This window comes from Lentzea sp. NPDC051838 (assembly GCF_040681245.1).
GTDB lineage: Bacteria > Actinomycetota > Actinomycetes > Mycobacteriales > Pseudonocardiaceae > Lentzea.
Window position 1 is genome coordinate 1 of record NZ_JBFAYI010000017.1, and the last position, 25,558, is coordinate 25,558.

Annotated in this window: 26 protein-coding genes and 2 pseudogenes; 8 read left to right on the top strand and 20 right to left on the bottom strand. The window is 68.0% G+C overall.

Annotation, left to right across the window (positions count from 1 at the left end):
* Nucleotides 1–216: 216 nt before the first annotated feature.
* The 3 genes from ispG to dxr are packed head-to-tail and all read right to left on the bottom strand — an operon-like array spanning nucleotide 217 to nucleotide 3,752.
* Nucleotides 217–1,347 carry a flavodoxin-dependent (E)-4-hydroxy-3-methylbut-2-enyl-diphosphate synthase gene (gene ispG, locus AB0M24_RS29780; RefSeq protein WP_363775553.1) on the bottom strand — a complete coding sequence of 377 codons (1,131 nt, stop codon included), beginning with the start codon at nucleotides 1,345–1,347 and terminating at the stop codon, nucleotides 217–219.
* A 55-nt stretch (nucleotides 1,348–1,402) separates the two neighbouring features.
* Entirely contained in the window at nucleotides 1,403–2,614 is a 1,212-nt protein-coding gene (locus AB0M24_RS29785; RefSeq protein ID WP_363775099.1) for a site-2 protease family protein, read from the bottom strand.
* Nucleotides 2,615–2,621: 7 nt separating this feature from the next.
* Nucleotides 2,622–3,752: a 1-deoxy-D-xylulose-5-phosphate reductoisomerase gene (dxr, locus tag AB0M24_RS29790; RefSeq protein ID WP_363775102.1), complete on the bottom strand. Its 1,131-nt coding sequence runs from the start codon at nucleotides 3,750–3,752 to the stop codon at nucleotides 2,622–2,624.
* 135 nt (nucleotides 3,753–3,887) lie between these two features.
* Between dxr and AB0M24_RS29795 the strand changes: the two genes are divergently transcribed.
* The gene (locus AB0M24_RS29795) at nucleotides 3,888–4,154 is read left to right on the top strand and encodes a GlsB/YeaQ/YmgE family stress response membrane protein (RefSeq protein WP_363775105.1); all 267 of its coding nucleotides are present in this window, start codon (nucleotides 3,888–3,890) and stop codon (nucleotides 4,152–4,154) included.
* A 51-nt stretch (nucleotides 4,155–4,205) separates the two neighbouring features.
* Here the strand turns inward: AB0M24_RS29795 and AB0M24_RS29800 are convergent, their stop codons facing one another.
* From AB0M24_RS29800 to AB0M24_RS29810, 3 genes are read right to left on the bottom strand one after another with little or no spacing between them, the layout of a single operon-like run.
* A complete protein-coding gene (locus tag AB0M24_RS29800; RefSeq protein WP_363775108.1) occupies nucleotides 4,206–5,036 on the bottom strand; it encodes an aminoglycoside phosphotransferase family protein in 831 nt (276 codons plus the stop codon).
* Nucleotides 5,036–5,686 carry a response regulator transcription factor gene (locus AB0M24_RS29805; protein WP_363775111.1) on the bottom strand — a complete coding sequence of 217 codons (651 nt, stop codon included), beginning with the start codon at nucleotides 5,684–5,686 and terminating at the stop codon, nucleotides 5,036–5,038. The genes AB0M24_RS29800 and AB0M24_RS29805 overlap by 1 nt, the downstream gene beginning before the upstream one ends.
* The gene (locus AB0M24_RS29810) at nucleotides 5,683–7,287 is read right to left on the bottom strand and encodes a histidine kinase (protein ID WP_363775114.1); all 1,605 of its coding nucleotides are present in this window, start codon (nucleotides 7,285–7,287) and stop codon (nucleotides 5,683–5,685) included. Before AB0M24_RS29810 ends, AB0M24_RS29805 begins: the two co-directional genes overlap by 4 nt.
* Before the next feature lie 173 nt (nucleotides 7,288–7,460).
* Here AB0M24_RS29810 and AB0M24_RS29815 point away from each other — a divergent pair, with 173 nt between their 5' ends.
* Nucleotides 7,461–7,901, top strand: coding sequence for a hypothetical protein (locus AB0M24_RS29815; RefSeq protein ID WP_363775117.1), 441 nt, complete (start codon nucleotides 7,461–7,463; stop codon nucleotides 7,899–7,901).
* 14 nt (nucleotides 7,902–7,915) lie between these two features.
* Here the strand turns inward: AB0M24_RS29815 and AB0M24_RS29820 are convergent, their stop codons facing one another.
* From AB0M24_RS29820 to AB0M24_RS29830, 3 genes are all read right to left on the bottom strand, one after another.
* Complete coding sequence (locus AB0M24_RS29820; protein WP_363775120.1) at nucleotides 7,916–8,701, bottom strand: winged helix-turn-helix domain-containing protein; 786 nt, start codon at nucleotides 8,699–8,701, stop codon at nucleotides 7,916–7,918.
* A 78-nt stretch (nucleotides 8,702–8,779) separates the two neighbouring features.
* Entirely contained in the window at nucleotides 8,780–9,586 is an 807-nt protein-coding gene (locus tag AB0M24_RS29825) for an ABC transporter permease (protein WP_363775123.1), read from the bottom strand.
* Nucleotides 9,583–10,422: an ABC transporter permease gene (locus tag AB0M24_RS29830; protein ID WP_363775126.1), complete on the bottom strand. Its 840-nt coding sequence runs from the start codon at nucleotides 10,420–10,422 to the stop codon at nucleotides 9,583–9,585. The genes AB0M24_RS29825 and AB0M24_RS29830 overlap by 4 nt, the downstream gene beginning before the upstream one ends.
* 132 nt (nucleotides 10,423–10,554) lie before the next feature.
* Here AB0M24_RS29830 and AB0M24_RS29835 point away from each other — a divergent pair, with 132 nt between their 5' ends.
* Nucleotides 10,555–11,682 (top strand): cytochrome P450, encoded by a 1,128-nt coding sequence (locus tag AB0M24_RS29835; RefSeq protein WP_363775129.1) that lies wholly within the window; start codon nucleotides 10,555–10,557, stop codon nucleotides 11,680–11,682.
* On the opposite strand, the gene AB0M24_RS29840 is transcribed toward AB0M24_RS29835, so the two are convergent.
* Both AB0M24_RS29840 and AB0M24_RS29845 read right to left on the bottom strand, forming a co-directional pair.
* The gene (locus tag AB0M24_RS29840) at nucleotides 11,669–12,793 is read right to left on the bottom strand and encodes a spermidine/putrescine ABC transporter substrate-binding protein (RefSeq protein ID WP_363775132.1); all 1,125 of its coding nucleotides are present in this window, start codon (nucleotides 12,791–12,793) and stop codon (nucleotides 11,669–11,671) included. The genes AB0M24_RS29835 and AB0M24_RS29840 overlap by 14 nt on opposite strands.
* A complete protein-coding gene (locus AB0M24_RS29845; protein WP_363775135.1) occupies nucleotides 12,786–13,925 on the bottom strand; it encodes an ABC transporter ATP-binding protein in 1,140 nt (379 codons plus the stop codon). The genes AB0M24_RS29840 and AB0M24_RS29845 overlap by 8 nt, the downstream gene beginning before the upstream one ends.
* Nucleotides 13,926–14,080: 155 nt before the next feature.
* On the opposite strand from AB0M24_RS29845, the gene AB0M24_RS29850 reads away from it, so the two are divergent.
* On the top strand, nucleotides 14,081–14,338 hold the full coding sequence (locus AB0M24_RS29850) for a DUF2631 domain-containing protein (protein ID WP_363775138.1): 258 nt from the start codon (nucleotides 14,081–14,083) through the stop codon (nucleotides 14,336–14,338).
* On the opposite strand, the gene AB0M24_RS29855 is transcribed toward AB0M24_RS29850, so the two are convergent.
* Nucleotides 14,335–15,234, bottom strand: coding sequence for an NADP-dependent oxidoreductase (locus AB0M24_RS29855; protein ID WP_363775141.1), 900 nt, complete (start codon nucleotides 15,232–15,234; stop codon nucleotides 14,335–14,337). The genes AB0M24_RS29850 and AB0M24_RS29855 overlap by 4 nt on opposite strands.
* 103 nt (nucleotides 15,235–15,337) lie before the next feature.
* On the opposite strand from AB0M24_RS29855, the gene AB0M24_RS29860 reads away from it, so the two are divergent.
* Nucleotides 15,338–15,700 (top strand): helix-turn-helix domain-containing protein, encoded by a 363-nt coding sequence (locus AB0M24_RS29860; RefSeq protein WP_363775556.1) that lies wholly within the window; start codon nucleotides 15,338–15,340, stop codon nucleotides 15,698–15,700.
* Here the strand turns inward: AB0M24_RS29860 and AB0M24_RS29865 are convergent.
* Nucleotides 15,687–17,126: a serine/threonine-protein kinase gene (locus tag AB0M24_RS29865; protein ID WP_363775559.1), complete on the bottom strand. Its 1,440-nt coding sequence runs from the start codon at nucleotides 17,124–17,126 to the stop codon at nucleotides 15,687–15,689. The two genes, AB0M24_RS29860 and AB0M24_RS29865, sit on opposite strands and share 14 nt — an antisense overlap.
* A gap of 44 nt (nucleotides 17,127–17,170) precedes the next feature.
* A complete protein-coding gene (locus AB0M24_RS29870; RefSeq protein WP_363775144.1) occupies nucleotides 17,171–18,760 on the bottom strand; it encodes a serine/threonine-protein kinase in 1,590 nt (529 codons plus the stop codon).
* 178 nt (nucleotides 18,761–18,938) lie between these two features.
* Between AB0M24_RS29870 and AB0M24_RS29875 the strand changes: the two genes are divergently transcribed.
* A complete protein-coding gene (locus tag AB0M24_RS29875) occupies nucleotides 18,939–20,084 on the top strand; it encodes a ricin-type beta-trefoil lectin domain protein (RefSeq protein ID WP_363775147.1) in 1,146 nt (381 codons plus the stop codon).
* A 64-nt stretch (nucleotides 20,085–20,148) separates the two neighbouring features.
* A pseudogene (locus AB0M24_RS29880) lies at nucleotides 20,149–20,517 on the top strand (carbonic anhydrase).
* A 174-nt stretch (nucleotides 20,518–20,691) separates the two neighbouring features.
* Here AB0M24_RS29880 and AB0M24_RS29885 read toward each other — a convergent pair.
* The 5 genes and pseudogenes from AB0M24_RS29885 to rlmN form a co-directional block, all read right to left on the bottom strand.
* Nucleotides 20,692–21,336: a hypothetical protein gene (locus AB0M24_RS29885; RefSeq protein WP_363775151.1), complete on the bottom strand. Its 645-nt coding sequence runs from the start codon at nucleotides 21,334–21,336 to the stop codon at nucleotides 20,692–20,694.
* Nucleotides 21,337–21,947: 611 nt separating this feature from the next.
* Nucleotides 21,948–22,112: pseudogene (locus AB0M24_RS29890) on the bottom strand (23S rRNA (adenine(2503)-C(2))-methyltransferase RlmN); the annotation flags it as partial.
* A 4-nt stretch (nucleotides 22,113–22,116) separates the two neighbouring features.
* The gene (locus AB0M24_RS29895) at nucleotides 22,117–22,548 is read right to left on the bottom strand and encodes a type II toxin-antitoxin system VapC family toxin (RefSeq protein WP_363775154.1); all 432 of its coding nucleotides are present in this window, start codon (nucleotides 22,546–22,548) and stop codon (nucleotides 22,117–22,119) included.
* Complete coding sequence (locus AB0M24_RS29900; protein WP_363775157.1) at nucleotides 22,545–22,790, bottom strand: plasmid stabilization protein; 246 nt, start codon at nucleotides 22,788–22,790, stop codon at nucleotides 22,545–22,547. Before AB0M24_RS29900 ends, AB0M24_RS29895 begins: the two co-directional genes overlap by 4 nt.
* 82 nt (nucleotides 22,791–22,872) lie before the next feature.
* Nucleotides 22,873–23,979 (bottom strand): 23S rRNA (adenine(2503)-C(2))-methyltransferase RlmN, encoded by a 1,107-nt coding sequence (gene rlmN, locus AB0M24_RS29905; protein ID WP_363775160.1) that lies wholly within the window; start codon nucleotides 23,977–23,979, stop codon nucleotides 22,873–22,875.
* Between the two features lie 203 nt (nucleotides 23,980–24,182).
* Here rlmN and AB0M24_RS29910 point away from each other — a divergent pair, with 203 nt between their 5' ends.
* Nucleotides 24,183–24,569 (top strand): PadR family transcriptional regulator, encoded by a 387-nt coding sequence (locus AB0M24_RS29910; protein WP_363775163.1) that lies wholly within the window; start codon nucleotides 24,183–24,185, stop codon nucleotides 24,567–24,569.
* Nucleotide 24,570: 1 nt separating this feature from the next.
* Here AB0M24_RS29910 and AB0M24_RS29915 read toward each other — a convergent pair whose 3' ends face one another.
* Complete coding sequence (locus AB0M24_RS29915; RefSeq protein WP_363775166.1) at nucleotides 24,571–25,545, bottom strand: aldo/keto reductase; 975 nt, start codon at nucleotides 25,543–25,545, stop codon at nucleotides 24,571–24,573.
* Nucleotides 25,546–25,558 lie beyond the last annotated feature (13 nt).

The following is a 25,558-nucleotide window of genomic DNA, read 5'->3' on the forward strand; positions in this document are numbered from 1 at the left end:
GGTCAAGTCGACGAAAAGCGTGTCGACTTGACCCAACCCCTCTGGCGCGGCCAACGATCAGGCACGACTCGTGACGGGGCCCGCCGGAGCGCACGAGAAGGGCAGCTCGCCTTCGGCATCGCCTAGCTCGGCTTCGCCATCGCCTGCTCGCCTGCGGCTTCGCTAAAGCAGAAGGCGCCTCCCCTTGGGGAAGCGCCTTCGTGGTGCTTAAGGTGTCTAGCCGACCGTTACTGCCGGGGACTCGCCCTCTACCGGCTCCATCTCCTCGGCCAGGCGCATGGCCTCTTCGATGAGGGTTTCCACGATCGCGTGTTCGGGGACGGTCTTGATGACCTTGCCCTTCACGAAGATCTGGCCCTTGCCGTTGCCGCTGGCTACGCCCAGGTCGGCCTCGCGGGCCTCGCCAGGGCCGTTCACCACGCAGCCCATTACGGCTACGCGCAACGGCACCTCCATGCCCTCGAGACCGGCCGTGACCTGCTCGGCGAGGGTGTAGACGTCCACTTGGGCCCGGCCGCAGGACGGGCAGGAGACGATCTCCAGCTTGCGCGGGCGCAGGTTGAGGGATTGAAGGATCTGGTGGCCGACCTTGATCTCCTCTACCGGCGGGGCACTCAGAGACACCCGGATGGTGTCGCCGATGCCCTGGCGGAGCAGAGCGCCGAAGGCCACGGCGGACTTGATGGTGCCTTGGAAGGCCGGGCCCGCCTCGGTGACGCCCAGGTGGAGCGGGTAGTCGCACTGCTCGGCCAGCAGTTCGTAGGCGCGGACCATCACGACCGGGTCGTTGTGCTTGACCGAGATTTTGATGTCGTGGAAGTCGTGCTCGGCGAAGAGCGAGGCCTCCCACATGGCGCTCTCGGCCAGGGCCTCCGGGGTGGCCTTGCCGTATTTCTGCAGAAGACGGGGGTCCAGGGAGCCCGCGTTGACGCCGATTCGGATCGGGGTGCCGTGGTCGCGAGCGGCGGCCGCGATTTCCTTCACCTGGTCGTCGAACTTGCGGATGTTGCCCGGGTTGACTCGGACTGCCGCGCAGCCGGCTTCGATGGCCGCGAAGACGTACTTCGGCTGGAAGTGGATGTCCGCGATCACCGGGATCTGGGACTTGCGGGCGATCGCGGGGAGGGCGTCCGCGTCGTCCTGCGAGGGGCAGGCGACTCGGACGATGTCGCAGCCTGCCGCCGTTAGTTCGGCGATCTGCTGCAGCGTCGCGTTGACGTCCGACGTCAGGGTCGTCGTCATCGACTGGACGGAGACGGGGAACTCGCTGCCCACACCGACGTTGCCCACCATCAGCTGGCGGGTCTTGCGACGTTCCGACAGCACCGGCGGCGGCAGTGCCGGCATTCCGAGCATCACGCCGTCACTCATGGGTTGTGCACCTTTCCGTATTTCTTCACTACTACTGCAACCTGATCGGGTTGACGATGTCGGCGGTCACGGTCAGCAGCGTGATGGCGCCGCCGATGAAGATGACCACGTAGGTGAGGGGCAGCAGGCGCATGTAGTTGACCGGGGCGCCGGCAGGCTTCCCGCGCAGCTTCCTGATCCAGTCTCGCACCCGTTCGTAGAGGTTGACGGCGATGTGACCACCGTCTAGCGGGAGAAGCGGCAGGAGGTTGAACACACCCACGAAGAAGTTCAGGCCCGCGAGCATCAGGATGAAGAACGCCCAGAGGCCTCGCTCGGCCGCGTCGCCGCCCAGGCGGGAGGCGCCGACCACCGAGATCGGGGTGTCCAGGTCGCGTTCGCCGCCGCCGATGGCCTTGACCACGGCCGGGATGCGCTCCGGGAAGCGCAGGAGGCCCTTCCAGGTGTTCACGAACATGTCGCCGGTGAACGAGAGGGTGGCGGGGATCGCGTCGATCGGGCCGTAGGTGAAGGCCTGCTGGACGATCACGCCGATGGCGCCGACGGTCTTGACCTCGACGCCGCCCTTGCCGTCGGACACCTGGCGGGTGACGCGCGGCACGTCGACGGTGAGGGCGATCTCCTTGTCGTCGCGCAGGACCTTGAACTCGTTCGGGCCGCTCAGGTCGCGGGTGACCTTCTGCATGTCCGACCAGGTGGCGATGGGCTTGCCCGCGATCGAGACGATCTGGTCACCGGGCTTGAGGCCGGCCGACTTCGCGGGCGACGGGGCGCCGGCGGGGCACGGGGCGTCGAACGGGACCGTGTAGTCCTGGACGCAGTCGGAGACCTGGGCGAGGACCGGGACGTCCTTGTTGTTCGGCAGGCCCAGCGACATCGCGAGGATCAGCAGGATGATGATGCCGAGCAGGAAGTGCGTGATGGAGCCGGCGCTGAGAACGACGACGCGCTTCCAGACCTTCTGCTTGTAGAAGGCGCGCGGCTTGTCGTCCGGGTGGACGTCCTCCAGGGCCGTCATGCCGGTGATCTCGCAGAAACCGCCGGCCGGGATCGCCTTCAGGCCGTACTCGGTCTCGCCCTTGCGGAACGAGAAGAGCTTCGGGCCGAAGCCGATGAAGTAGCGGGTGACCTTCATGCCGAAGGCCTTCGCGGTCAGCAGGTGCCCGAACTCGTGCAGCGCGATGGACACCGCGATGCCGAACGCGAACAACAGCACCCCGAGGATGTTGATGAATGTGTTCACGAGAAGTTCAGTTCCTTCCAACCAGCTCGCGGGCACGTGCGCGTGCCCAGTCCTCGGCGGCCAGGACCTCCGCTACGTCAGCGGGGTCCCTCTGCCAGTCATTCGCCTCGCCGAGAACCTGGCCGATGGTGTCCACGATCGACAGGAACGACGTCTTGCCCGCGACGAAAGCAGCGAGTGCCTCCTCGTTCGCGGCGTTGTAGATCGCGGGGAGACAGCCTCCGCCGCTGCCCGCCTGCCGCGCGAGCTCGACCGCGGGGAACGTGACGCTGTCCAGCGGCTCGAACGTCCACGAGGTGGCGGTGTCAAAGGTACAGGCGGCCGCGGCACCGGCGACGCGCTCGGGCCAACCGAGACCGAGTGAGATCGGAAGACGCATGTCAGGCGGGGAGGCCTGGGCGAGCGTCGAGCCGTCGGTGAAGGTCACCATCGAGTGGATGATGGACTGCGGGTGCACCACCACGTCGACGCGGTCGTAGGGCACGCCGAACAGCAGGTGCGCCTCGATGAGCTCGAGGCCCTTGTTCACCAGGTTCGCGGAGTTGATCGTGACGACCTGGCCCATGGACCACGTCGGGTGCGCCATCGCCTGCTGCACGGTGACGTCGGCCAGGTCGGCGCGGGTCCTGCCGCGGAACGGGCCACCGGACGCCGTGAGCACCAGCTTGGCCACCTCGTGCGGGGAGCCGCCGCGCAGGCACTGGGCGAGCGCCGAGTGCTCCGAGTCGACCGGCACGATCTGGTCGGGCTTGGCCGCCTTCAGCACGAGCGGCCCGCCCGCGATGAGCGACTCCTTGTTCGCGAGCGCGAGCTTGGCGCCGGTCTCCAGCGCCTTCAGCGACGGTTCGAGCCCGCGCGAGCCGTCCATGCCGTTGAGCACGACGTCCGCGGGGCAGGCTTCGATCAGGTCGACCATGCTGGTCAGCGTCTTGACGCCGGGTACGTCAGCGCCGTTCGCGACGGCGACCGTGCCGACGCCGAACTCGGCTGCCTGCTGCTGGAGCAGGTCCAGCTGACGCCCGCCCGCGCCGAGCCCGACGACCTGGAAGCGGTCGCGGTTGCGCCGGATGACGTCGAGCGCCTGGGTGCCGACGGAGCCGGTCGATCCCAGGATCAGGACAGTGCGTGGAGTACTCATCGCCCCTCATTGTTCCGGAGAGTGCCTGAGAGCCCGGCACAGCCCGTTACTTTGATAACGGAGTGGTTTTGGAGGCGTGAAGTCGCCAGTTCGGGGGCATTCCGTTCGCGACAAGCGGATGGAAGGAGACTCTCCGTGGGCATCCTGGGTTGGATCGTGCTCGGTCTGCTGGCCGGTGCCATCGCGAAGGCGATCATGCCTGGCCGCGACCCCGGCGGAATCATCATCACGATGCTGATCGGCATCGTGGGCGCGATCCTCGGCGGATTCATCGGATCCGCGCTCTTCGGGACCGATCTGGGCTCGTTCTTCGAACTCCGGACGTGGCTGCTCGCCATCGTCGGGTCGTTGATCCTGCTCGCCATCTACCGCCTGGTGACCGGCAGGCGAAGCCGCGTTTAGCCGTGCAGGACGTTTGAGGCCGTTCGGGTGACACCCGGACGGCCTCTCGTCTCAGCCGGACTCCTCCAGCCAGGCGACGACCGAGCCGACGAAACCGCCGGTGTGCGCCAGGGGCTTGCCCGCGAGCACCGCGTGCAGGTGCTCGGCGCCGACCGAGTGGTGCCAGGCGTGGGCCCGTCGGTAGGTCTCGTCGTCGACGGCACCGCGCAGGACGTCCCAGCCGTGCCAGCTCGCGACGAGCGCCGCGTCGACCGCGGGGTCGTACAGGGTCGACAGGTCCCAGTCGAGAACGCCGACCAGCTTGCCGTCCTCGCCGAAGTGGACGTTGGGGCCGCCGAGGTCGCCGTGGACGAGCCGGGGCGGGACCTCGTCGAGCTCCAGCAGCGTGTCGACCCCGCGCCGGACCTGGTCCCGCCACTTCAGGGGCAACTCGGGTACGACGCCGTCGAGGATCTCGGCCCATCCCACACCGTCGGCGTACTTCCGCGGCACGTGCAGGACGGCCTCGAGCTCCGGCGTGATCTCGGCCTCGCGCAAGGCCCCGAAGAGCTGCCCGAACGCCGCCGGGTCGCCGACGCCCTCCGGTAGTCCGTCGCCGCCGATCCACGAGATCGCGACTGCCGTGCGTTCACCGAACTCGGTCACCGGGGTCAGCGGCTCGGGCACGGCGAAAGGCAAACCCGCAGCCGCGATGGCGCGAAGTTTCGCCATGCGGCGCGGCATCTCGGCGGCACTGCTGGGGCGCTTGGTGATGCGCACGGCCGCGACGCCGGAGAGCAGCACGACGTGGTGCATGTTGCCCATGTCGGCGAGGCGTGCGGAGTCGAGCCGAGCACCGGGGACGAGCGCTTCGGCGATTTCCAGGAGATCTGCGGGAACCATCAGCTCGCCAGCCCCGCGTCCCGTGCGAGCAGCGCGGCCTGCACGCGGTTCGTCAGCCCCAGCTTCGCGAGCAACCGCGACACGTACGTCTTCACCGTCGCCTCGGACATGTGCAGCTTCGCGCCGATGTCCGCGTTCGACATCCCCTGCCCGAGCAACGCCAGCACCTCGACCTCGCGCTCGGTCAGCCCGGCTACGGCCTTCTGCGCTTCCTGCCTCTTCGGCTGGCCGGAAGTCGCCACCATTCCGACCACGCGCGAGGTGACCATCGGCGAGAGGTACGCCTCGCCGTTGTTGACCGCACGCACGGCCCGTAGCAGCTCCTCGGGCGCGGAGTCCTTCAACAGGAACCCGGCGGCGCCGTCGGACAACGCGCGCACGATGTTCTCGTCCTCGCCGAACGTCGTCAGCATCACGACCCGCACGGAAGGCGCGACGACCCGCAGCTCCTTCGCGCACGCCAGGCCGTCCATCCGCGGCATGCGGATGTCGAGCACGGCCACGTCGACGCGGCGTTCGCGGACGATCTGCACCGCCTCGCGGCCGTCGCCCGCCTCCGCGACGAGCTCGATGTCGTCGGCTGTGCCGAGGATGGCCTTGATGCCGGCGCGCATCAACGGCTCGTCGTCGGCGATGAGCACCCGGATCATGAACCTGTCCTCTGCACGTGGATCTTCTTCTCGACCAGCTTGCCGTCCCGGAAGCAGAAGCGCACCACTCGGGTGCCTTTGGCGAGGTACGACTGCTCGTCGGTGACGTGATAAACGCAGCGTGCGCCGGCCGGTTCCGGAGAAGCCTGCGACTTGCGTTCACCGTCGCCCACCAGGGGTTCGTCGCCCGACGGCAGCAGCTTCATCACCTCCGCCTCCGACTGACCCTCCTGGATCCTGTCGAGGTTCTGCTGCGTCACGACCTCGGTCACCGGTTGCGCGCCGAGGTAGGTGAAGCCGCCGATGATGATCGCCAGCACGGTCGACGCACCGGCGATCGACCCGATGCCCGCCCACTTGCGGATCCCCTGCGGTGACTCGGTCTCGTCCTGCTCGTCCTCCGGCTCGTCCGGGAGCGCGGTCTCCTCGTACGGCAGCACGGCGGCGATCCGGAAGCCACCCGACGGCAGCGCGCCGACGTGCAGGATGCCGCCCGCGACGCGCACGCGTTCGGTGAGCCCGATCAGGCCGACACCGGGCTCCCCACCGCTGGAACCGCTGCGGGACGGGTTGTTGCGGACCTCGACGACCAGCGCGTCCGGCTCGTACTTCACCGTGACCTGCACGGCGGCGCCTGGCGAGTGCTTGGCGGCGTTGGTCAGACCTTCCTGCGCCACGCGATAAGCCGCGTGCGACACCCGTGACGGCAATGGGTGCGCCTGCCCGCCACGGACCAACGACACCAACACACCGGCCTTGCGCGCGTCGCTCACCAACGAGTCGATGGACTCCACAGTGCGTGTGGCGGGGTCGTCGTCGGGCCCGTCCTCCGCACGCAGCACGCCGATGATCGCCCGCAGCTCCTCCATGCCGGTCAACGCCGCCGAGCGCAGCACCCCGATCGCCTCGCGCTGCTTGTCCCCCAGCGACGGGTCCAGCGCCAACGCCCCCGCGTGCACCGAGATCAGCGAAAGCCGGTGGCCGAGGCTGTCGTGCATGTCCTGGGCGATGCGGCTGCGTTCGCGCAGACGCACCTGCCGCGACAACATCTTGTGCTCGCCCTGCATCCGGGTCTCGCGGTCGCGCATCGCCTGCACGAGCGCCTCGCGTTGCGCCAGGTACCGGCCGACGAGGAACGGCAGCGCCACGCCCACGCCGAAGATCGTGACCAGGATGAGCATCCCGTAGACGGGCTCGATGTCGACCGGACGCGCGTCCCAGTCCCACATCAGCACCACGACGACGAACGTGACCGCGGTCGACACGACGGCCTTGACCCACGACTCGATCCGCCGCCCGGCCGTGTAGCTCAGCACGACCATCAGCGCGGGCCCGAGGAACGGGATCGCCGCGCCGCCGATCATCACCACCGCGGGGAACACCTGCCGCAACGGCAGCAGCACCAGGTAGACGGCGATGAACCCGGCCAGCGCCCAGCCGGACGCCTTCTCCTCGGCCCACGGCCCCGGCCACAGGTCCAGCAGGATCGCGGCGATCATCACGACCACCTCGCCGACCACCCGCACGGGCGTCAGCGCCTTGAGCCGGGCCAGGGTGTCGGCGCACACGGCGTCGGCCCTGGTCCGCACAGCAGTAATCACGTTTTCAAGCTACGAGACGTCCCACGTTCGCGCGGCACGCTGGAGTATCGAATTCGCGCGACGAAAGTTGACGTGCCACGTGGAAGCCCTTCGACGAGGTTCGAAGGACGCTCCGCACAGCCGTCTGTCTCGGCAGACTCCCGGCCTGCACATCAATTCTCTCAGGGGGAAACATGAGAAAAACGATGGCTGTGCTGTTCGCCGCCGCCTTGATGCTGATGTCGTTGCTGGGAACCGCGTCGGCGGCGAGCGGCAAGACCGAGATCGAGGTGGGGGCACCGGTGGCGGACGTGTCCGCCCAGGCGCTGTCGTGCGGTGCCGGCAACATGTGCGCGTGGCCGGTGGCCGACGGCAGCAGCAGCCGCTGCAGCTGGGGCAGTGCGGACCCGGACTGGCAGGGCGGGTCCGTCAGGTGTTCGTGGTCGGGGACCCGTGCCGTGCGGGCCGTCGAGAACGCCGGGCAGAACACGTCCTACGCCAGGGTGTGCCTCTACCCCGGCGCGAACTACAGCGGCGACGTCGCGTACTACGTCGTCCGGGGTGCGGAAGCACCCAACTTCCCGAACGTGAAGATCCGCTCGCACAAGTGGGTCACCGGTAACACCTGCTGGTGACCTGGTGAGGGTGCTCACCGGTCCGCGGCGAGCACCCTCAGCCCCAGCGGCGTGATCAGGTGCCGGGCGAAGTTCTCCTCGCGCTCGGTGGCGATGAGGCCCGCCTCGCGCAGCACGCCGGTGTGATGGCTGACCGTGGCGGGAGCGACACCCACCTGCTTCGCCAGTTTGCAGGTGGTGCTCCCGCCGACCAAAGAACGCAGGATCGACGCCCTGGTGGCACCGAGCAACGCGGTCACGTGGTCGCCGCGCTCCGCCTTCCGCCGGGACTCGGTGCGGATCGGGCAGACCAGCACCGGACCGGGCGCGATCTGGTGGTACAGAGCGAAGTAGCACGGCACGAGCACGATCCCCTGCCCGCCGAGGTGCACTTCGTGTGGGCGCAGGTGGTCGACGGACAACACCGGCGGATCCCACCGCGTGGCAGGACCGAGCACCCCGAGCAGTCCTTCCGGACCGCACTGCAGATACCGCTGGATCCCCGCCGCCACGTCGGTGCACAGCGCGTCCTCGATCATCGGCAGGTACGGCTCGACCAGGTCCCTGAAGTAGACGCGCACAGCCCCGTCGTTCTCCCGCAGGCGCCCAGGCCGCGTCGACAGCACCGTGCGGAGTGCCGTGCGCAACTCCGGGTCGTGCACGGCCAGCTCGTGCACGCGTCTGCGCCACGAACCGAAGGCCTGGCCGGGCTGACGCAGGATCTGGGCACTGCCGACGATCTCCCGCAGCACGTCCGGTGCCAGCGTCAACCGCGTCCGCGCGATGTCCCGATCGGTGAAGTGAATGCGCAACTGCGGCACGTCTTCCCCCAAGAACTGCCGGTGTCACCACCTGGGAAGTCGTCGGCACCGGCGCCCAGATACAGCTCCGGCGCGAAGTTAGACCAGCTGCGCGGTGGATCCCGCCTTCCGCGCGCGCCACGACGCGATCACCACACCCGTGATCAGCAGCACCGCGGTCGCCGTCACCATCAACGTCGACAACGCCACGATCTCCGGTGAGATACCGCGTTTCGAGGCCTGCGCGTAGACGAACACCGGCAACGTCGTCGACCCGACCCCCGTCAGGTACGACGAGATCACCACGTCGTCGAACGACAGCAAGAACGCGAACGCCGCACCGGCCACCACCGCGGGCGCCACCAACGGCAGCGTGACAGTTCGGAAGGCGGTGAACGGCGACGCCCCGAGATCCGCGGCGGCCTCCTCCATCCGAACGTCCATTCCGGACACCCGCGACCGCACCACCACGACCACGAAGCTCAACGAGAACGCCACGTGCGCGAACAGCAACGCGCCGAACCCGAGCGGAATCCCCGCCAGCTTCACGAAGAACCCCAGCATCGCCACACCCATGACGACCTCGGGCACCACGAGCGGCAGCGACAGCAACACCGTCCACAACCCGCGACCGGGGAACGCCCGCCGCAGCCCGAACGCCGCCAGCGTGCCGATCACCGTCGAGATCACCGCCGACGCCAGCGCCAGCTGCAGGGTGAGCCGCAACGAGTCCAGCACGCGGGTGTCGTCGAACAGCTCGGCGTACCACTGCGTCGACAACCCGCTGATCTTGCTCAACGACCGCGACGAGTTGAACGACGCCAGCGCCAGCCACACGATCGGCGCGTACAGGAACAGGAAGACGAAGGCCACGACGAGCCCGAGCGCCCACGGACGACGGTTCACAGGACGTCCTCCCCTCGTCGCCCGCGCAGCAGCAGCACGAGCACCACCAATACGAGTAGCAGCACCGCCATCGCGGAACCCAGTGGCCAGTTGTTGCCGCCGCGGAACTGGTCGTCGATCACCGAACCGAACGTCGACTGGTCGACACCGCCGAGCAACTTCGGCGTCACGAAATCACCCGCCGACGGCACCAGCACCAGCAACGAGCCGGCCAGCACACCCGTGAACACACCGGGCAGCACCACCCGGAAGAACGTCGACACCCGCCCGTGCCCGAGGTCGAACGACGCCTCGACGAGCCGGAAGTCGAACCGCTCGCACGCCACGTACAGCGGCAGCACCATGAACGGCAGGAACCCGTACGTGAGCCCGAGGATCACGGCGCCGTGCGTCAGCAGGAACCCGCCGTCTCGGTTGAGCCCCACCCAGCCGAGCACGGTGTTGACGAGACCCTCGCCATCGAGCAACGCCTTCCACGCGTAGATCCGCGCGAGATAGCTCGACCAGAACGGGATCAGCACCGCCGCGAGCAGCACCGTGCGGTACCGGCCGCCGTAGCGCGAGATGAACCACGCCAGCGGGAAACCCAGCAGCAGACAGGCGAGGGTCGTCGCCACCGCGTAGACCAGGGTCCGGCCGAAGATCGGCAGGAACGCCGGGTCGAGCGCCCTCAGATAGGCCTGCGTGGTCCACGGCAGCACCGCGCGGGCGACACCGGTGTCCCGCGTGGCGAAGCTGAACTCGACGACGACCACGAGCGGCGCGATCAGGAAAATCCCCAGCCACAGCCCGGTGGGCGCCAGCAGGGCGTTGGCCTTCAGCCAGCGTCGCAACACAGAAGCAGATCATGCCATGCGAACAGCCACGTCAACGCTGTTCAAGGCCCTGACCGTGGCTAATGGAACGAGATGTGAAACCGCACACCCTGATCCTTACGCTGGAGCTGGGAGCGTTGGAGGGGGTAGGCGATGTTCGAGGAGTTGACCGGTCATGAGGACCCGCACCCGATCTACGAGCAGGTGCGCGCGCTAGGACCGTTGGTCGAGGTAGGCGGCCAGTGGGTCACGACGAGCCACGCGGTGTCGAACAAGGTCCTGCGCGACCGGCGGTTCGGCATGCGGTTCACCGACGGCACCTATCCGGGCTTCGCCGGGCTGCTGCCGCAGTCGTTCCTGGAGTTGGACCCGCCGGACCACACCAGGCTGCGCAGGCTGGCCATGCCCGCGTTCAGCCCGAAGAAGATCGACGAGTACCGGACGCGCGTCGAGAAGGTCGCGGAGTCGTTGCTGGACCCTGAGAATTCAAACGCAGGCGAGTTCGACCTGATGACGGACTTCGCGGCGCCGCTGCCGATCGCGGTGATCAGCGACCTGCTCGGCGTGCCCGACTCCGACACCGCCGAGTTCGCCGACTACGGCGCGCTCGTCGCCAGGTCGTTCGACACGGGTGTCACCGGGGAGATGAGGCACGCCAACGACAAGGTGCTCGCGTTGTTCGAGCGGCTCATCGCCGAACGCCGCGCCAGGCCGGGCGACGACGTGATCAGCTCGCTGGTCGCGGCCGAGGCCGAGCGGAAGCTCACCGCGCAGGAGCTGATGGGCACGCTCGTGCTGCTGCTCGTCGCCGGGTTCGAGACCACGGTGAACCTGATCGGCAACGGCGCGCGGGCGCTGCTCGACCACCCGGCGCAGTGGGCGCTGTTCAAGGCCCATCCCGAGCTCGCGTCCGACGTGGTGGAGGAGACGCTGCGCTGGGCGCCGCCGGTGCAGCTGACCGGCCGCATCGCGCAGGAGCAGGTCGACGACATCCGCACCGACGAGATGGTCAACATCATCATCGGGGCGGCCAACCGCGATCCGGAGGTCTACCCCGAGCCGCACCGGTTCGACGTCATGCGCGTGCAGAAGCCGGAGCACCTGGCGTTCTCCAGCGGCATCCACTACTGCCTGGGCGCGACGCTCGCCCGCATGGAGGGCGAGGTGGCATTCCGCGCGCTGGCCCGCCGGATGCCGGAGCTGCGCCAGAACGGTCCGGTGATCTTCCGCTCCTCGGTGACGATCAGGGGTCTGGCGAGCTTCCCGGTCAGCCGGTCTTGACCTTCGTCCAGGCGTCGGCGTACAGGGCTTCGGCCTCGCCGCCGAGGTCCTTGGTGAACGGCAGCTTCTTGAGCTGCTCCTCCGACGGGTAGACCACCGGGTCGTTCAGCAGGTCCTTGTCCATCAACGGTTTCGCAGCAGCGTTGGGACTGCCGTAGCGCACCGCGTTGGACAGCGCCGCACCCGTGTCCGCACCGAGGATGTAGTCCATGAACCGGTGCGCGTTCCCGGCGTGCGGCGCGTCCTTCGGGATGACAAGGAGGTCCACGTAGGACAGTCCGCCCTCGGTCGGGATCGCGTACCCGATGTCGTCGTTGGCCGCCTTCGCCTGGAACGCGTCACCGGAGTACGACTGCGCCAGCCGCACCTGACCCGAGGTCAGCGGCTCGATCACGTCGGAGGTGATCTGGCCGAGCTTCTTCTTCAACGACAGCAGGAAGTTCGCCGCGTCGTCGATCTGCCTCGCGTCCGTGGTGTTCGGGTCGTGGCCGAGCTTGAGCAGACCCAGCGCGAGGCCGTCGCGTGCCTCGTCCAGGATCGAGCTGCGCCCTTCGGCGTTCGGCAGGTCGTAGGCGTCGAACCCCGTCACGTCGCCGCCGATCTGCGACTTCGAGTACGCCAGACCCGTTGTGCCCCAAGCCCATGGCACGGAGTACTTGTTACCGGGGTCGTAGTCGGCCTCGACGAACCGCTGCTCCAGGTTCACGAGGTTCGGGATCGCGTCGTGGTCCAGCGGCTGCAGCAGGCCCGACCTGAGGAACCGGCGCAGGAAGTTGTCCGAAGGCACCACCAGGTCGTAGCCGGCCTGACCGGACGCGATCTTGGCTTCCATCTCGTCGTTGGTGGAGAAGTTGTCGTACGTGACTTCGATACCGGTGATGGTCTGGAAGCCCGGCAACGTCTCCGGCGCGATGTAGTCGGTCCAGTTGTAGAAGTTGAGCTTGGGCTCGTCGACGAGGTTGACGGCCTTGGCCGTGCCCCCGCCCGCGCTGTTCGTCGGTGCCGGGCCTACCGCGCAGGCCGCCAGAGCGAAGTACGCCATCGAACCCAGCATCGCCCGCCGGGTCATCCTCGGACTGTCCCAGAGCCGGGCGATCCGCAGCTCAGCCATTGGCCTTGTCCAGCAGCACGGTGAACTCGGGATCCCACGCCATCCGCACCGGCTGGCCGGGCGCACCCGCGTCGTCGATGCGCTGGGCGTTCTGCACGAACGCGACCAGCTCGCCGCCGGGCGTGTCGACCACGAACTGCGTGGAGACGCCGGTGTAGACGACGTCCTGGACCACGCCCTTGAGCACGCACCAGCCCGTGGGCGGCTCGGCGGTCTCGTTGTAGAGGTGCACCTTCTCCGGGCGGACGGTCGCGGCGACCTTCGCGCCGTGGCTGACGCTGCCGGAGAACTTGGCGCGCAGGTTCGTGGCACCGGGAGCGGTCAGCGCGGCGAACTCACCGTCCACACCGGACACCTCGGCGTCGAGGATGTTGGACGTGCCGATGAAGCCCGCGACGAACCGGGTGGCGGGGCGCTCGTAGACGTCCTCGGGATAGCCGACCTGCTCGACCTTGCCCGCGTTCATCACGGCGATGCGGTGCGAGAGGACCAGCGCCTCTTCCTGGTCGTGCGTGACGTAGAGGAACGTCGTGCCGACCTCGCGCTGGATGCGCATGAGCTCGATCTGCAGCTCCTTGCGCAGCTTGGCGTCGAGAGCACCCAGTGGTTCGTCGAGCAGCAGCAGCCGTGGCCCGGCGGCGAGCGCGCGGGCGATGGCGACGCGCTGCTGCTGACCGCCGGACAGCTGGGTCGGCCTGCGCTTGGCGAACTGGGAGAGCCGCACCAGTTCGAGGTGCTCGCCGACGCGCTTCTTGAGCTCCTCGCCGCGGATCTTCTTGCGCTTCAGGCCGTACGCGACGTTGTCCCACACCGACATGTGCGGGAACAGCGCGTAGGACTGGAAGACGGTGTTGACGTCCCGCCGGTACGGAGGAACGCCCACCATGTCGTTGCCGTCGAGCTCGATGCGGCCCTCGTCCGGGTCGACGAAGCCCGCGATCATCCGCAGGACGGTGGTCTTGCCGCAGCCGGACGGGCCGAGAACCGAGAAGAACTCGCCTTCGTGGACGTTCAGCGAGATGCCGTCGACCGCCACCTGGTCGGAGAAGCGTTTGCGCACCCCGTGGAGACCGATCTCGACGGGAGCGAACGTGTCCGGGGTGGAGGCCTCAGCGGGAGAGAAGCCGGTCAAGTCGAGGCGCCTTCACAAGATCAGAGGGTGTGGCCGCGCTGAGAGTATCGGCGCACGACCTCGCCCGTAAGTCGTGCGCGCGCGACCTCACACCTCCGTGCTGATGAACGTGTGCGACGATGACCCGGTAATCCGGATGAGCAGTGGAGGAAACCGTGGCTTCGTCCTCGGAACTGGACAAGCGTCCTGCCGTCGACCCTCACGAGGAGCCGTCGCACGAGTGGGGCTGGCACGGCACGTTCCCCAAGGGCACGCGCATCGCCGGCTGGCTCTCCGCGGGCTTCTGCTTCCTGATGTTGATCGGTAACCACCACGGCAACACCGAGAACGTCTACCTGGTCGCCACCGGGGTCACGATCATCGCGTTCCTGGTGTGGGACGCCGCTCGTCGCAAGACGTCCTGGCGCCGCTAGAGCGCTTCGAGCACGATCTTGCCCTGGGTGCGACCCGTCTCGCCCAGGGCATGCGCTTTTCCGGCGTCCTCCAGCGGGAACGTCGCGTCGACGTGGACCTTGAGCGCGCCCCGGTCGACCAGCGCGGTGATCGCCTCCAGTCCCGCGCGGTCCGGTTCGACCAGGATCGGGCTGATCCGGATTCCCTCGCGACTCACGCTGTCCACTCCGGACGGGACGCCGACGAACAACCCGCCGGGCCGCACCGGGTCGGGTGACGCGCCACCGACCAGGTCGACCAGCACGTCGATGTCCGTGCCCTGGTAGTCGGCCCGCGTGTAGTCGATCACCTCGTCCGCGCCGAGGTCCTTCAGGAACGTGTGCTTGGCCTCGCGCGCGGTGCCGACGACGTACGCGCCCTGCGCCTTCGCGATCTGGACCGCGAGGTGGCCGACGCCACCCGCCGCGGCCGTGATCAGCACCTTCTGCCCCGGCTGCACGTCGGCGGTGTCCTTGAGGATCTGCCACGCGGTGAGGGCGGCCAACGGCAACGCGCCCGCCTCGACGTGCGTGAGGCTCTTCGGCTTCTTCGCGAAGTGCCTGCTCGGCGCGGTGACGTACTCGGCGTAGGCGCTCGCGGCGTGCGGGAAGCGCGGCATGCCGTAGACCTCGTCGCCGGGCTTGAGCGTCGTCACCCCGAAACCGACCTCCTCGACGACACCCGAGACGTCCCAGCCGTTGATGAACGGGAAGCTCTGCAGGCCGGCCATGCCGCTGCCGGCCCTGGTCTTCCAGTCGACCGGGTTCACGCCGGCCGCGTGCACCCTGACGAGCACCTCGGTCGGGAGGGGCTGGGGCTTGGGGACATTGGTGAGGGTGAGAGGGCCGCCGAACTCGTTCTGGATGATCGCTCGCATGGGTACTAGCTTGGGAGAGCAGGTCTCTCCTGGCAATTAGGCACTATCTTGTGCACTAGGTACCTGGTAGAAACTAGGCGTGATCAGGGACGTTTACCTCAAGATGTGCCCGTGCCGCGACCTGCTGGACATGGTCGCATCGAAGTGGACCGCTCTGGCCATCGGAGCGCTGGAGGACGGACCCAAGCGGTTCGGCGAGCTGAAGCGCCGGCTGGAGGGCGTCAGCCAGAAGATGCTCACGCAGACGTTGCGCACGTTGGAGCGCGATGGGCTCGTCACGCGCACGGTCTACCCCTCGGTGCCGTTGCGCGTCGAGTACGAGCTGACCGCGCTCGGTCGCAGCGTCACGGAGCCGCTCGCCGCGTTGCGGTCGTGGGCGCAGCGGAACTACGAGTCCGTCGCCGAGGCGCGCGAGACGTTCGACTCCGCCGAGCCGCTGGGACTGGAGCCCGCTACGGCCCGCTGAGCACCCAGCCGAGCTGACCGTCGAGATGCTCGCCCTCGCAGCTGCTGTCGAGCGCGTCGAAGTGCCGGGTGCCGTTGTCCCTCGTGCAGCGGTAGAGCGCGATGACCGCGCCTTCCGCGGGCTTGTTGACGAAGATGTAGCCGAGCGAGCCGAGCCGCTGGTGGCCGTCGCAGTCGAAGTTGACCGCGGTCATGTAGTCGCCGGCGGTACCGATCTTGCACGCGTAGAGCTCGCGGGTGCCCGGCTCCTGCTCCGCGGCCACCCAGCCGGCCGGGCCGTCGAGCGCGTTGAACTGCGCGGGCTTCGCGAACCCGTCGGAGGTGGTGAAGTACCACTTGCCGTCGTTCCAGCGGGTCAGCGCCTTGGTCTTGCGCTTCGGCTTCTGCGGCGGCTGCGCGACCTGCGTGGTCTGGGGAGTGCTCGTCCGGCTGGACGGAGGCGGGCTGGAAGCACTCGACGACGGCACCGCTGAGCTGCTGCTCTGCGCGGCACTGGACGTCGTCGCCGTCGTGGTCGTGGTGGTCGTGCTCTGCTGCGCAGCCGGGGTGATCGGCTCGTCCTTCGGCTGCACGATCAGGAACGTGACGAGAGCGATCACCGCCAGGACGGCGACGCCGGCGCCCACGATCACGCCCGTCCTGCGCTTGGGCTCGGGGAACTCCTCCCGGGTCGGCGCCACGAAGGTCGTGACCGGCTCGATGACGACGGTGCGTTCGGACGGTGAGCCGAGCTGTGCGCGGGTCTGGGCCGCGTTGAGGCGCTGAGCTGGATTCTGGTGCAGCAGCCCCATGATCACGTTCGCGAGCGGGCCTCTGGTGCGCTGGAGGACCGGCTCCTCGTACATGATCGCGTGCATCGTCGCCGCTGTTGTGTCCCTTTGGAACGGTGAGCGGCCCTCGATCGCGTGGAACATGGTGGCGCCCAACGCCCACAGGTCGCTCGCGGGTGACGGCGGCTGGCCCGCGAACAGTTCCGGTGCCATGTAACCGGGCGAGCCCATGATGCCGCCCGTGGCCGTCAGACCGGGGTCGTCCATGGCTCGCGCGATGCCGAAGTCCGTCAGCTTCACCGTGCCGTCCGGCGCGACCATGATGTTGCTGGGCTTGACGTCCCGGTGCACGATGCCGGCCGCGTGCGCTGCTTCGAGCGCGCTGAGCACCTGCAGGCCGATGCTCGCGACCTCGTCCTCGGTGAACGTCCTGCGCGCCATGAGGTCTGTGAGCGTGGGCGCCTCGACGAACTCCATCACGATGTACGTGACGCCGTTCTCGGTGATCACGTCGTGGATCGCGACGACGTTCGGACTGTTCAGGCGGCCTGCGGTGCGGGCCTCGCTGAGCACGCGCTCGACTTCGGTGGTGCGCAGCTCTTTCAGCGCCACCTGGCGTCCGATGACCTGGTCCTCGGCCAGCCAGACCACGCCCATGCCACCACGGCCGAGCTCGCGGATCGTGCGGTACCGGCCGGCGATCACGCGAGGACCCACCCGAACTGGAACTCCATGGTCTTGCCCTCGCAGTTGTTCGTCACCGAGTCGAAGTGGTGACCGCCCATGTTGCAGCGCCACAACGGCAGCACGTTGACGTCCGAGGGCTTCGCGTCCTTCTTGAAGACCCAGCCGAGCGGGGTGGTGCTGGAGACCTGCTGCTTCTCGCAGTCGGACGCGGCCGAGGTCATGCGGTCCTCGGAGTTGTTGACCTGACACGCGTACAACGGCAGCGTGTTCGGCTCGGACTTCGCGAGCAGCTTGCCCAGACCGCCGGTGTTCTCCACCGAGAAGCCCGCGGGCACCGGCACGCGCGAGGTGCCGCTGTAGTGCCAGCCGCCACCGTTGCGGTAGCGGGAGAACACGAGGCTTTCCCTCGGCGGCTTGGGCGGCGTCGTGGTCGGCTGTGGCTGGTTCGGCTGCGTCTGGCCCTGCGTCGGCTTCGGGCCCTGGCTGGACGACGGCGCCGCACTGCTGCTGCTCGGGGCCGAGCTGCTGGACGGCGCGCTGGAGGCGGTGCTGCTCGTCTCGCTCGTCGGCTGCTCGCTGGAGCCTTGGTCCTGCTGCGGCGATGCCGTGCCGGGCGTGGTCGGCTTGATCAGGAACACCGCGGCCAGTGCGACCACCACGGCCGCGGCGGTCGCGCCCGCGATGACGCCGATCTTCTTGCGGGACTTGGGTTTCTCGGCATCCCAGTCGTCGCGCGTCGGGGTGTTCGGCGCGACGAACGTGGTGACCGGCTCGATGACGACGGTCTGCTCGGACTGCGTGGGCGGCCGGACGACCTTGGTGCGGTCGTTGAGCCGTTCCCGCAACTGGGGCGCGGTGATGCGCTGGGCGTCGTCGTGGGTGAGCAGCGCCATGATCGTGGCGGCGAGAGGCCCCTGGGTGCGTTGCAGCACCGGCTCCTCGTACATGATCGCGTGCATCGTGGCCGCGGTCGTGTCCCTTTGGAACGGTGCACGACCCTCGACGGCGTGGAACATGGTGGCGCCCAACGCCCACAGGTCGCTCGCCGGTGACGGCTGCTTGCCCGCGAACAGCTCCGGCGCCATGTAGCCGGGCGAGCCCATGATGCCGCCCGTGGCCGTCAACCCGGGGTCGTCCATGGCTTTGGCGATGCCGAAGTCGGTGAGCTTCGCCGTGCCGTTCTGCGTGACCATGATGTTGCTGGGCTTGACGTCCCTGTGCACGATGCCCGCCGCGTGGGCGGCTTCGAGCGCGCTGAGCACCTGCAGGCCGATGTCCGCGACCTCGTCCTCGGTGAGGCTCTTGCGGGTCATGACCTCCGAGAGCGTGGGGGCCTCGACGAGCTCCATGACCAGGTAGGTGACGCCGTCCTCGACGATGACGTCGTAGATGCCGACGACGTTCGGGCTGTTCAGACGCCCTGCCGTGCGCGCCTCGCGGAGCACGCGCTCGGTCTCGGTGGTCCGCAGCTCCTTGAGCGCGACCTGCCGTCCGATGACCCGGTCCTCGGCCAGCCAGACGACCCCCATGCCGCCCCGGCCGAGCTCTCTGATCGTCGCGTATCTGCCCGCGACCAGCCTCGTCGGTTCCCCCACGCGCGGCATGGTATCGGCACCCGTTCGGCGACCGGTTTCCTGTCCGGTTCTGTCCGCTGACACCGCGTGTCCGATTCGCTACGGTTATCATTGGTCTAGACCGCTTCCCTGTTGTTCACACAGCAAGGCGGTCCCTGTCATGTCCTTTGGTGTGTTGTTGGCGGCTTTATCCCTGCTCAGTCCGGTCGTGGACTCTTTGCCCGACGAGTTCCGGGAGCCTTCTTCGGACGTTTCGATCCAGTCCGTCGTGTGTGATGGCGACGGCGTCAGCGGCAAGCGCGTGCAGGCGGTCTACGTGCGCGGCGACCAGTCCGCGGACCGGTACGCGCAGTTCGTGGGCCAGTTCCAGACGTTCGCCGACCAGATCGACAACACGTTCGTCGAGGCGGCCTCACGTCTGGGCGGCGGCGTCCGGCACGTGCGCTTCGTGACGAATTCTTCCTGCCGTGCGTCCGTGGACAACGTTGTCGTGCCTCAGTCAGCGATGTCCTCGCCTTCTTCCATCGCCGACCAGCTCGCTCTGCGCGGCTACAACCGAACCGACCGCAAGTACCTGTTCTGGCACGACTCCGGCGGCTGCGGCGTGGCGTGGGGTGCGCCGGGCGACGACCGTCCAGGCGCCGACAACGGCTACAACTCGGGACCGTCCTACGCCGCGGTCGGAACAGGCTGCTGGACGTGGCAAGCCAGCGCCCACGAACTTCTGCACACCCTGGGCGCGGTCCAGCGCTCCGCCCCGCATTCGACCGCCTACGGTCACTGCTGGGACGACCAGGACATCATGTGCTACGACGACGGCGGCATCCCGTCGCCGCCCGGCGGCCTGGTGAACGTGTGCCCCGGCGCGCCGGAGAACCAGATCGACTGCGGTGGCGACGACTACTTCCACACCAACCCGGCCGCGGGTTCTTACCTGGCAACGCATTGGAACGTCGCGCGCAGCCAGTTCCTGGTGTCTTCCGGCTCCGGTTCGATCGTCGGCATCGGCGGAAAATGCGTTGATGTCAACGGTTCCTCGACCGCCGACGGAACTCCTGTGCAGCTCTGGGGTTGCAACGGCACGGGCGCCCAGCAGTGGTCGCGCACCGGCGACACGTTGCGCGCCTTGGGAAAGTGCCTCGACGTGGCCGGCTCCGGAGTTTCGAACGGAACCCTTGTGCAACTGTGGACCTGCAACGGCACCGGCGCCCAGGCGTGGTCGCTCGTGGGCACGACGTTGCGCAATCCCCAGTCCGGCAAGTGCCTGGACGCCGCCGGCGGTTCCTCGGCCGACGGCACCCGGCTGATCATCTGGACGTGCTCGGGCGCCGCCAACCAGAACTGGCAGCTCTAGGTTTGTCTCGGCCCCCGCTCATGTCTGAGCGGGGGCCATTCCCACCTCATGAGCACACAACGCGGTGTACGCCACCCAGTTCTCCGGCCGCTCCCCTACCGCCAGCCAAACAAGTGGCCGTGGTCGCCTGCATGGATGCTCGCCTCGACGTCTACCGCGCGCTGGGCCCGCCGAGGCACCCGCGAGATCATCCTCACCCACCACACCGACTGCGGCATGCTCACGTTCACCGACGACGCCTTCAAGCAGTCGATCCTGGACGACGTCGGCGTGAAACCGGCCTGGGCCGCCGAGGCGTTAAGCGACCTGGAGGAAGGACGTCCGCCAGTCGATCGCGCGCGTGCAGGCGAACCCGTTCATCCCGGTGAAGGACTCCGTGCGGGGCTTCGTGTTCGAGGTGGCCACCGGTTCGTTGGCCGAGGTGAAACCCTAGAGGCACATCCAGCAGTAAAGCCGCTCTCCCTTGCTCACGGCCTCAATCGCCAACGCCTTGAGCTCACTCAGAACGTCGGCCAGCCAAGCCGGGTCGTAAGTCCGTCCCGTGAGCGCTCTTCCAGTTGTCCCATCACCACGCGAAGTAGTCGTACATCACTCCCACGATGCCCCCTCAGGCATGAACCCGATGCTCGTCGCAGTACACCACGTGCATCCACTGCGGATTCCACCGATCCTCAGCGATCTCCGCACAGCAATGCGTGCCAGGACTCTCGTGCATGTGCCGCGGACAGTCCTCGACCAGGCCCTTCAACTTCTGGCCCTCGACCTCGAACGCCACCCTGCTCCCCACCACGAACACCGTGTCGGCCACGATCTCGCCCCGGAGCAAGTCCCGGTTGCCCTTGTGCTGCAACCTCTCGTAGTCAGGTTCCCGTTGAAACCCTTGGCACTCAACGGTGTGCGGCCGCCCGCCTTTGAGCTTCGCCCGCACGTCCTTCCACTTGGACAGCCGGAACCCAAGACTGTGGTGCACAAGCACCAGATCCAGCAACGGCCCGTCGCCACCCCACCGGCACCCAACATCGCTGCGCCGCAACGGCAAGTGAACCAACGTCCGTGGCGACCGCATCGCGAACTCCCAAGCCATGGCGATCGCCCGCGCGGACGCCTTGTCCACACAGGTCTCCACGCCCAGGTACCCCTCGTACAGCGGCGCGTGCGTGAGCGGCCGGGCCGGCTGCACCACCCTGTACTCGTCACGCCCCAGCCTGACCGTGCTGACGAGCGCGCGCCAGCGTTCCCCCTCGAGCTTCATCGCCGAGGTTCACCGGTGGCCGGATCCACCACGACGCCCGCACTGTCGTCGTCCACGCAACGGATGCCGTCGACATGCGCGTGCACCACGCGCAGACCGTCCAACGCCAAGCGCGGAGATCGCCAAGCAACGCCCTCAGGCCCGATGGCCACGATGTCGACGCACCTGACCAGCAGGACCAGCGGCGCACCGACCACGGGCACGACCTGCGTCACCTGGTCTTGGGCAACGACCGCCGCGACAGGCGAGTGAACGTCCAGCAAGAAGGCCAACCCGTCCACCACAACGCACAACTGCGCGGCCGCCGGGCACGCGAACACGCCGTCCAGACCGCCGAGCCCGCCGGCGGGGAAGAGACCCACCCACTCCGCGTCCTCGCCCGGCTTCACCCGAACCGTGAGCGAAGCGCCCCACCGCGACACGAACTCCTCGACCACCCGGCCATCGCGATCGAAGGCGAAGACAGGGCAGGACCAGTCGCCGTTGGACGGGAACTCCGGCCCCACCTCGACCTCGTAGGCAGGCTCGAACTCTCGGGTGCAGCTCAGGACTGGCTCGTGCATGACGCGATCATGCCGACCACGCGGACGTTCCTCCAGCGAGTTCAAGTGCACCAACTGCCCCACGTCCCAGCGCGTGTTGACCGGCACCAGCGTGTTGCGCAGCTCGTCGTCCGGCGTGTGCAACGACACCGCCAGCCGCACCTGCAGCTTCTCCTCGGTCAACTTCTTGATCGCCGGCACCAGACCGACCGTCGACACCGTGACCGTCCGCTGCGAACTACAAGCGCTCGGCGTCGCTCCACGGGTTCAGCAAGGTGATACCCGTGTCCATGAAGTCCTTGGTGTTACGAGTGGCCAAGCAAGCCGCGAAGCGGCGGCAGATCGCAGCAATCTGCGCATCGGCCATGCTGATCGGAGAACCTTGTTCCTCACGTACCGCTGCGATCTCGCCGTAGTGCGCAGCTGCCACGCCATCGAACGGCAGGATCTGCCCCTGGAAGTCCTCGGTCAGGAGTTCGGAGACCTTGACCGCGAGTGTGGTCTTGCGTTGGCCATCCGGCATTCGCTCGACGCCGTACGCAAGCTCGGCAGCCGTGACAGCGGTGATGAAGACTTCATCAGCCGGGTACCGATCGACCCAGCGAACCACCTCGTCGTTCGGAACCTGCCTCATGAGTTCGGAAACGACGTTGGTGTCAAGAACGATCACTCGGGAAACTCCGCTGCTCGCGCCCGCTCCGTACGCTGCGGAGGCTCGAAGGAGACATCATCCAGGTCGGCAAAACGCTGCCGGATTCTCGACCCCATACCGGGCCCCGACTCGGACTTGGTCAACACCGCAGCGAGAATCGCACGCACTTCGGCTTCCATCGATCGGCCGTGTTCAGCCGCGCGAATCCTCAGTTTTGCCTTCAGACTCTCGTCGAAGTCGCGGATCGTAAGGACCGCCATGATCCACCTCCGATGCTGTCATTGCAGTCAATGCTAGCACCTACGGATGGTGGTGACGGGTCAAGTCGGCCAGGCGCGCTGTTCAGCCCTCAGCCGCGAGCTGACCACAGGCAGCCGCGATCTCCTGCCCACGCGTGTCCCGCACGGTGCACTCCACACCCTGCTCCCGCACCCGCCGCACGAACTCCCGCTCCACCGGCTTCGGCGACGCATCCCACTTCGACCCCGGAGTCGGGTTCAGCGGAATCAGGTTCACGTGCACCAACTGCCCCAGGTGCTTGCGCAGCTTCTTACCGAGCAGGTCCGCCCGCCAGCCCTGGTCGTTGATGTCCCGGATCAACGCGTACTCGATCGACACCCGCCGCCCGGTCTGGTCCGCGTACCCGCGCGCGGCCTCCAGCACCTCGGCCACGTCCCACCGCGTGTTGACCGGCACCAGCGTGTTGCGCAACTCGTCGTCCGGCGTGTGCAACGACACCGCCAGCCGCACCTGCAACTTCTCCTCGGTCAGCTTCTTGATCGCCGGCACCAGACCGACCGTCGACACCGTCACCGTCCGCTGCGAGATGCCCAGACCGTCCGGCGCCGGAGCCGTGATGCGGTGCACGGCCTCGATCACGCGCTTGTAGTTCGCGAGCGGCTCGCCCATGCCCATGAAGACGATGTTCGACAGGCGGCCGGGGCCTCCGGGCAGGTCGCCGTCGCGCATCGCCGCGGCACCCAGGCGGACCTGGTCCACGATCTCCGCGGTCGACAGGTTGCGCTGCAGGCCGCCCTGGCCGGTCGCGCAGAACGGGCACGCCATGCCGCAGCCCGCCTGCGACGAGATGCACAGCGTCGCGCGGTCCGGGTAGCGCATCAGGACGCTCTCGATGAGCGTGCCGTCGTGGGCGCGCAGCAGCGTCTTGGCGGTGGTCCCCTCGTCGGTTGTGACCTTGCGCACGACCGTGAACAGCGGCGGCATCAGGTCGGCGACGAGCTTGTCGCGCGTGGCGGCCGGGATGTCGGTCATCTCGGCCGGGTCGACGGTCAGGCGGCTGAAGTAGTGGTTCGACAGCTGCTTGGCACGGAACGGCTTCTCACCAAGGGCCGCAACGGCTTCCGCGCGCTGAGCAGGTGAGAGGTCGACCAGGTGGCGCGGCGGCAGGCCGCGCTTGGGCGCGTCGAAGACAAGGGGAAGCGAGGTCATAGCACATCTAGTGTCCCACGAACTTCGCCGGCACAAGACCGTTGCATCGCGATAGATTCCGATATATCGTTAGCGACATGATGATGAGACCACACCACAGAGAGCACCACCAGAGGCATCGCCACGGCCCCTTCGGGGGCGGTAGAGGCGGTGGCAGGGGCGGCCGCCAGAGGCGCGGCAACGTCCGGGCGGCGGTTCTGTCCTTGCTGGCAGAACGGCCGATGCACGGCTACGAGATCATCCAGGAGATCGCCAGGCGCACCGGCGGCGTGTGGAGCCCGAGCCCCGGCTCGGTCTACCCGACGCTGCAGATGCTCGCCGACGAAGGCCTCATCTCCTCAGCGGAAGAAGGAGGCAAGAAGCTGTTCACAGTCACCGAACACGGCAGGACGGAGCACACGGCCCCGCCCTGGCGCGACATCGACATCCAGCTCGACCCGGTCGACGGCGAACTGCGCACCGCGGTCCGGCTGCTCGGCAGCGCGATGGAGCAGATCTCCCACGCGGGCACGCCCGAGCAGAAGGCCCGCACCGTCGAGCTCTACAACGAACTGCGGCGCAAGCTCTACGCCATCCTCGCCGAGGAGTGACCTACCACCGGTCGTGCACGTGCGGCCGGATCAGCTCGTCGTAGACGGCGGCGACAGCCTTTCCGTCCACCGGCTGCAGATCCGCAGCCCCTGAGTTCGCCCGCGCCTGCGAAACGTTGCGCGCGCCGGGAATCACCACGGTGACGCCGGGCTGGTCCACGATCCACCTGAGCGCGAACTGCGCCATCGTGGCACCGTCCGGCACGAGCGGCCGGAGCCGTTCCACGGCTTCCAGCCCGACCTCGTACGGGACCCCGGAGAAGGTCTCGCCGACGTCGAACGCCTCACCGTTGCGGTTGTAGTTGCGGTGGTCATCAGCGCCGAAAGTCGTTGCCTTGTCGTACTTCCCGGTCAGCAACCCGGATGCGAGCGGCACCCGCGCGATGATCGCGACGCCCGCCTCGGCAGCCGCGGGCAGCACCTCTTCGAGAGGCTTGAGCCGGAACGCGTTCAGGATGATCTGCACGCTGGCCACGTGCGGACGCCTGATCGCCTCCAGCGCCTCCTCGACCCGCTCCACCGACACGCCATAAGCAGCAATCCGTTGCTGCTCAACCATTTCGTCCAAGGTGTCGTACACCTCGTCCCGGCTGTACACCGGCGTGGGCGGACAGTGCAGCTGCACCAGGTCCAGCGTGTCGACACCGAGATTGCGGCGGCTCCGGTCGTTCCACGCGAGGAAGTTCTCCCGGTTGTACCCCTCCGTGGTCTGCGCCGGCAGCCGCCGCCCCATCTTCGTGGCGACGAAAACGCCGTCCCCACGCTCCTTGAGGAACCGACCGACGAGCGTCTCGCTGCGACCGTCGCCGTACACGTCGGCGGTGTCGAAGAAGTCGACCCCCGTGTCGGCGGCGGCGTGCAGCAACGCGAGCGCCTCGCTCTCGTCCACCTCGCCCCAGTCGGCGCCGAGCTGCCAGCAACCCAGCCCCACGACGCCGACCTGGCGGTTCAACCTGCCTGCGATTCGCTTCTCCACGAACCAGAGCCTA

Coding starts and splice junctions, on each gene's coding strand:
- AB0M24_RS29885 (WP_363775151.1), bottom strand. CDS start 21,336: ATGAAGCTCGAGGGGGAACGCTGGCGCGCGCTCGTCAGCACGGTCAGG.
- dxr (WP_363775102.1), bottom strand. CDS start 3,752: ATGAGTACTCCACGCACTGTCCTGATCCTGGGATCGACCGGCTCCGTC.
- AB0M24_RS29865 (WP_363775559.1), bottom strand. CDS start 17,126: ATGGGCGTGGTCTGGCTGGCCGAGGACCAGGTCATCGGACGCCAGGTG.
- AB0M24_RS29860 (WP_363775556.1), top strand. CDS start 15,338: ATGTGCCCGTGCCGCGACCTGCTGGACATGGTCGCATCGAAGTGGACC.
- AB0M24_RS29855 (WP_363775141.1), bottom strand. CDS start 15,234: ATGCGAGCGATCATCCAGAACGAGTTCGGCGGCCCTCTCACCCTCACC.
- rlmN (WP_363775160.1), bottom strand. CDS start 23,979: ATGACCTCGCTTCCCCTTGTCTTCGACGCGCCCAAGCGCGGCCTGCCG.
- AB0M24_RS29815 (WP_363775117.1), top strand. CDS start 7,461: ATGAGAAAAACGATGGCTGTGCTGTTCGCCGCCGCCTTGATGCTGATG.
- AB0M24_RS29805 (WP_363775111.1), bottom strand. CDS start 5,686: ATGATCCGGGTGCTCATCGCCGACGACGAGCCGTTGATGCGCGCCGGC.
- ispG (WP_363775553.1), bottom strand. CDS start 1,347: ATGCCGGCACTGCCGCCGCCGGTGCTGTCGGAACGTCGCAAGACCCGC.
- AB0M24_RS29840 (WP_363775132.1), bottom strand. CDS start 12,793: ATGGCTGAGCTGCGGATCGCCCGGCTCTGGGACAGTCCGAGGATGACC.
- AB0M24_RS29800 (WP_363775108.1), bottom strand. CDS start 5,036: ATGGTTCCCGCAGATCTCCTGGAAATCGCCGAAGCGCTCGTCCCCGGT.
- AB0M24_RS29900 (WP_363775157.1), bottom strand. CDS start 22,790: ATGGCGGTCCTTACGATCCGCGACTTCGACGAGAGTCTGAAGGCAAAA.
- AB0M24_RS29870 (WP_363775144.1), bottom strand. CDS start 18,760: ATGCCGCGCGTGGGGGAACCGACGAGGCTGGTCGCGGGCAGATACGCG.
- AB0M24_RS29835 (WP_363775129.1), top strand. CDS start 10,555: ATGTTCGAGGAGTTGACCGGTCATGAGGACCCGCACCCGATCTACGAG.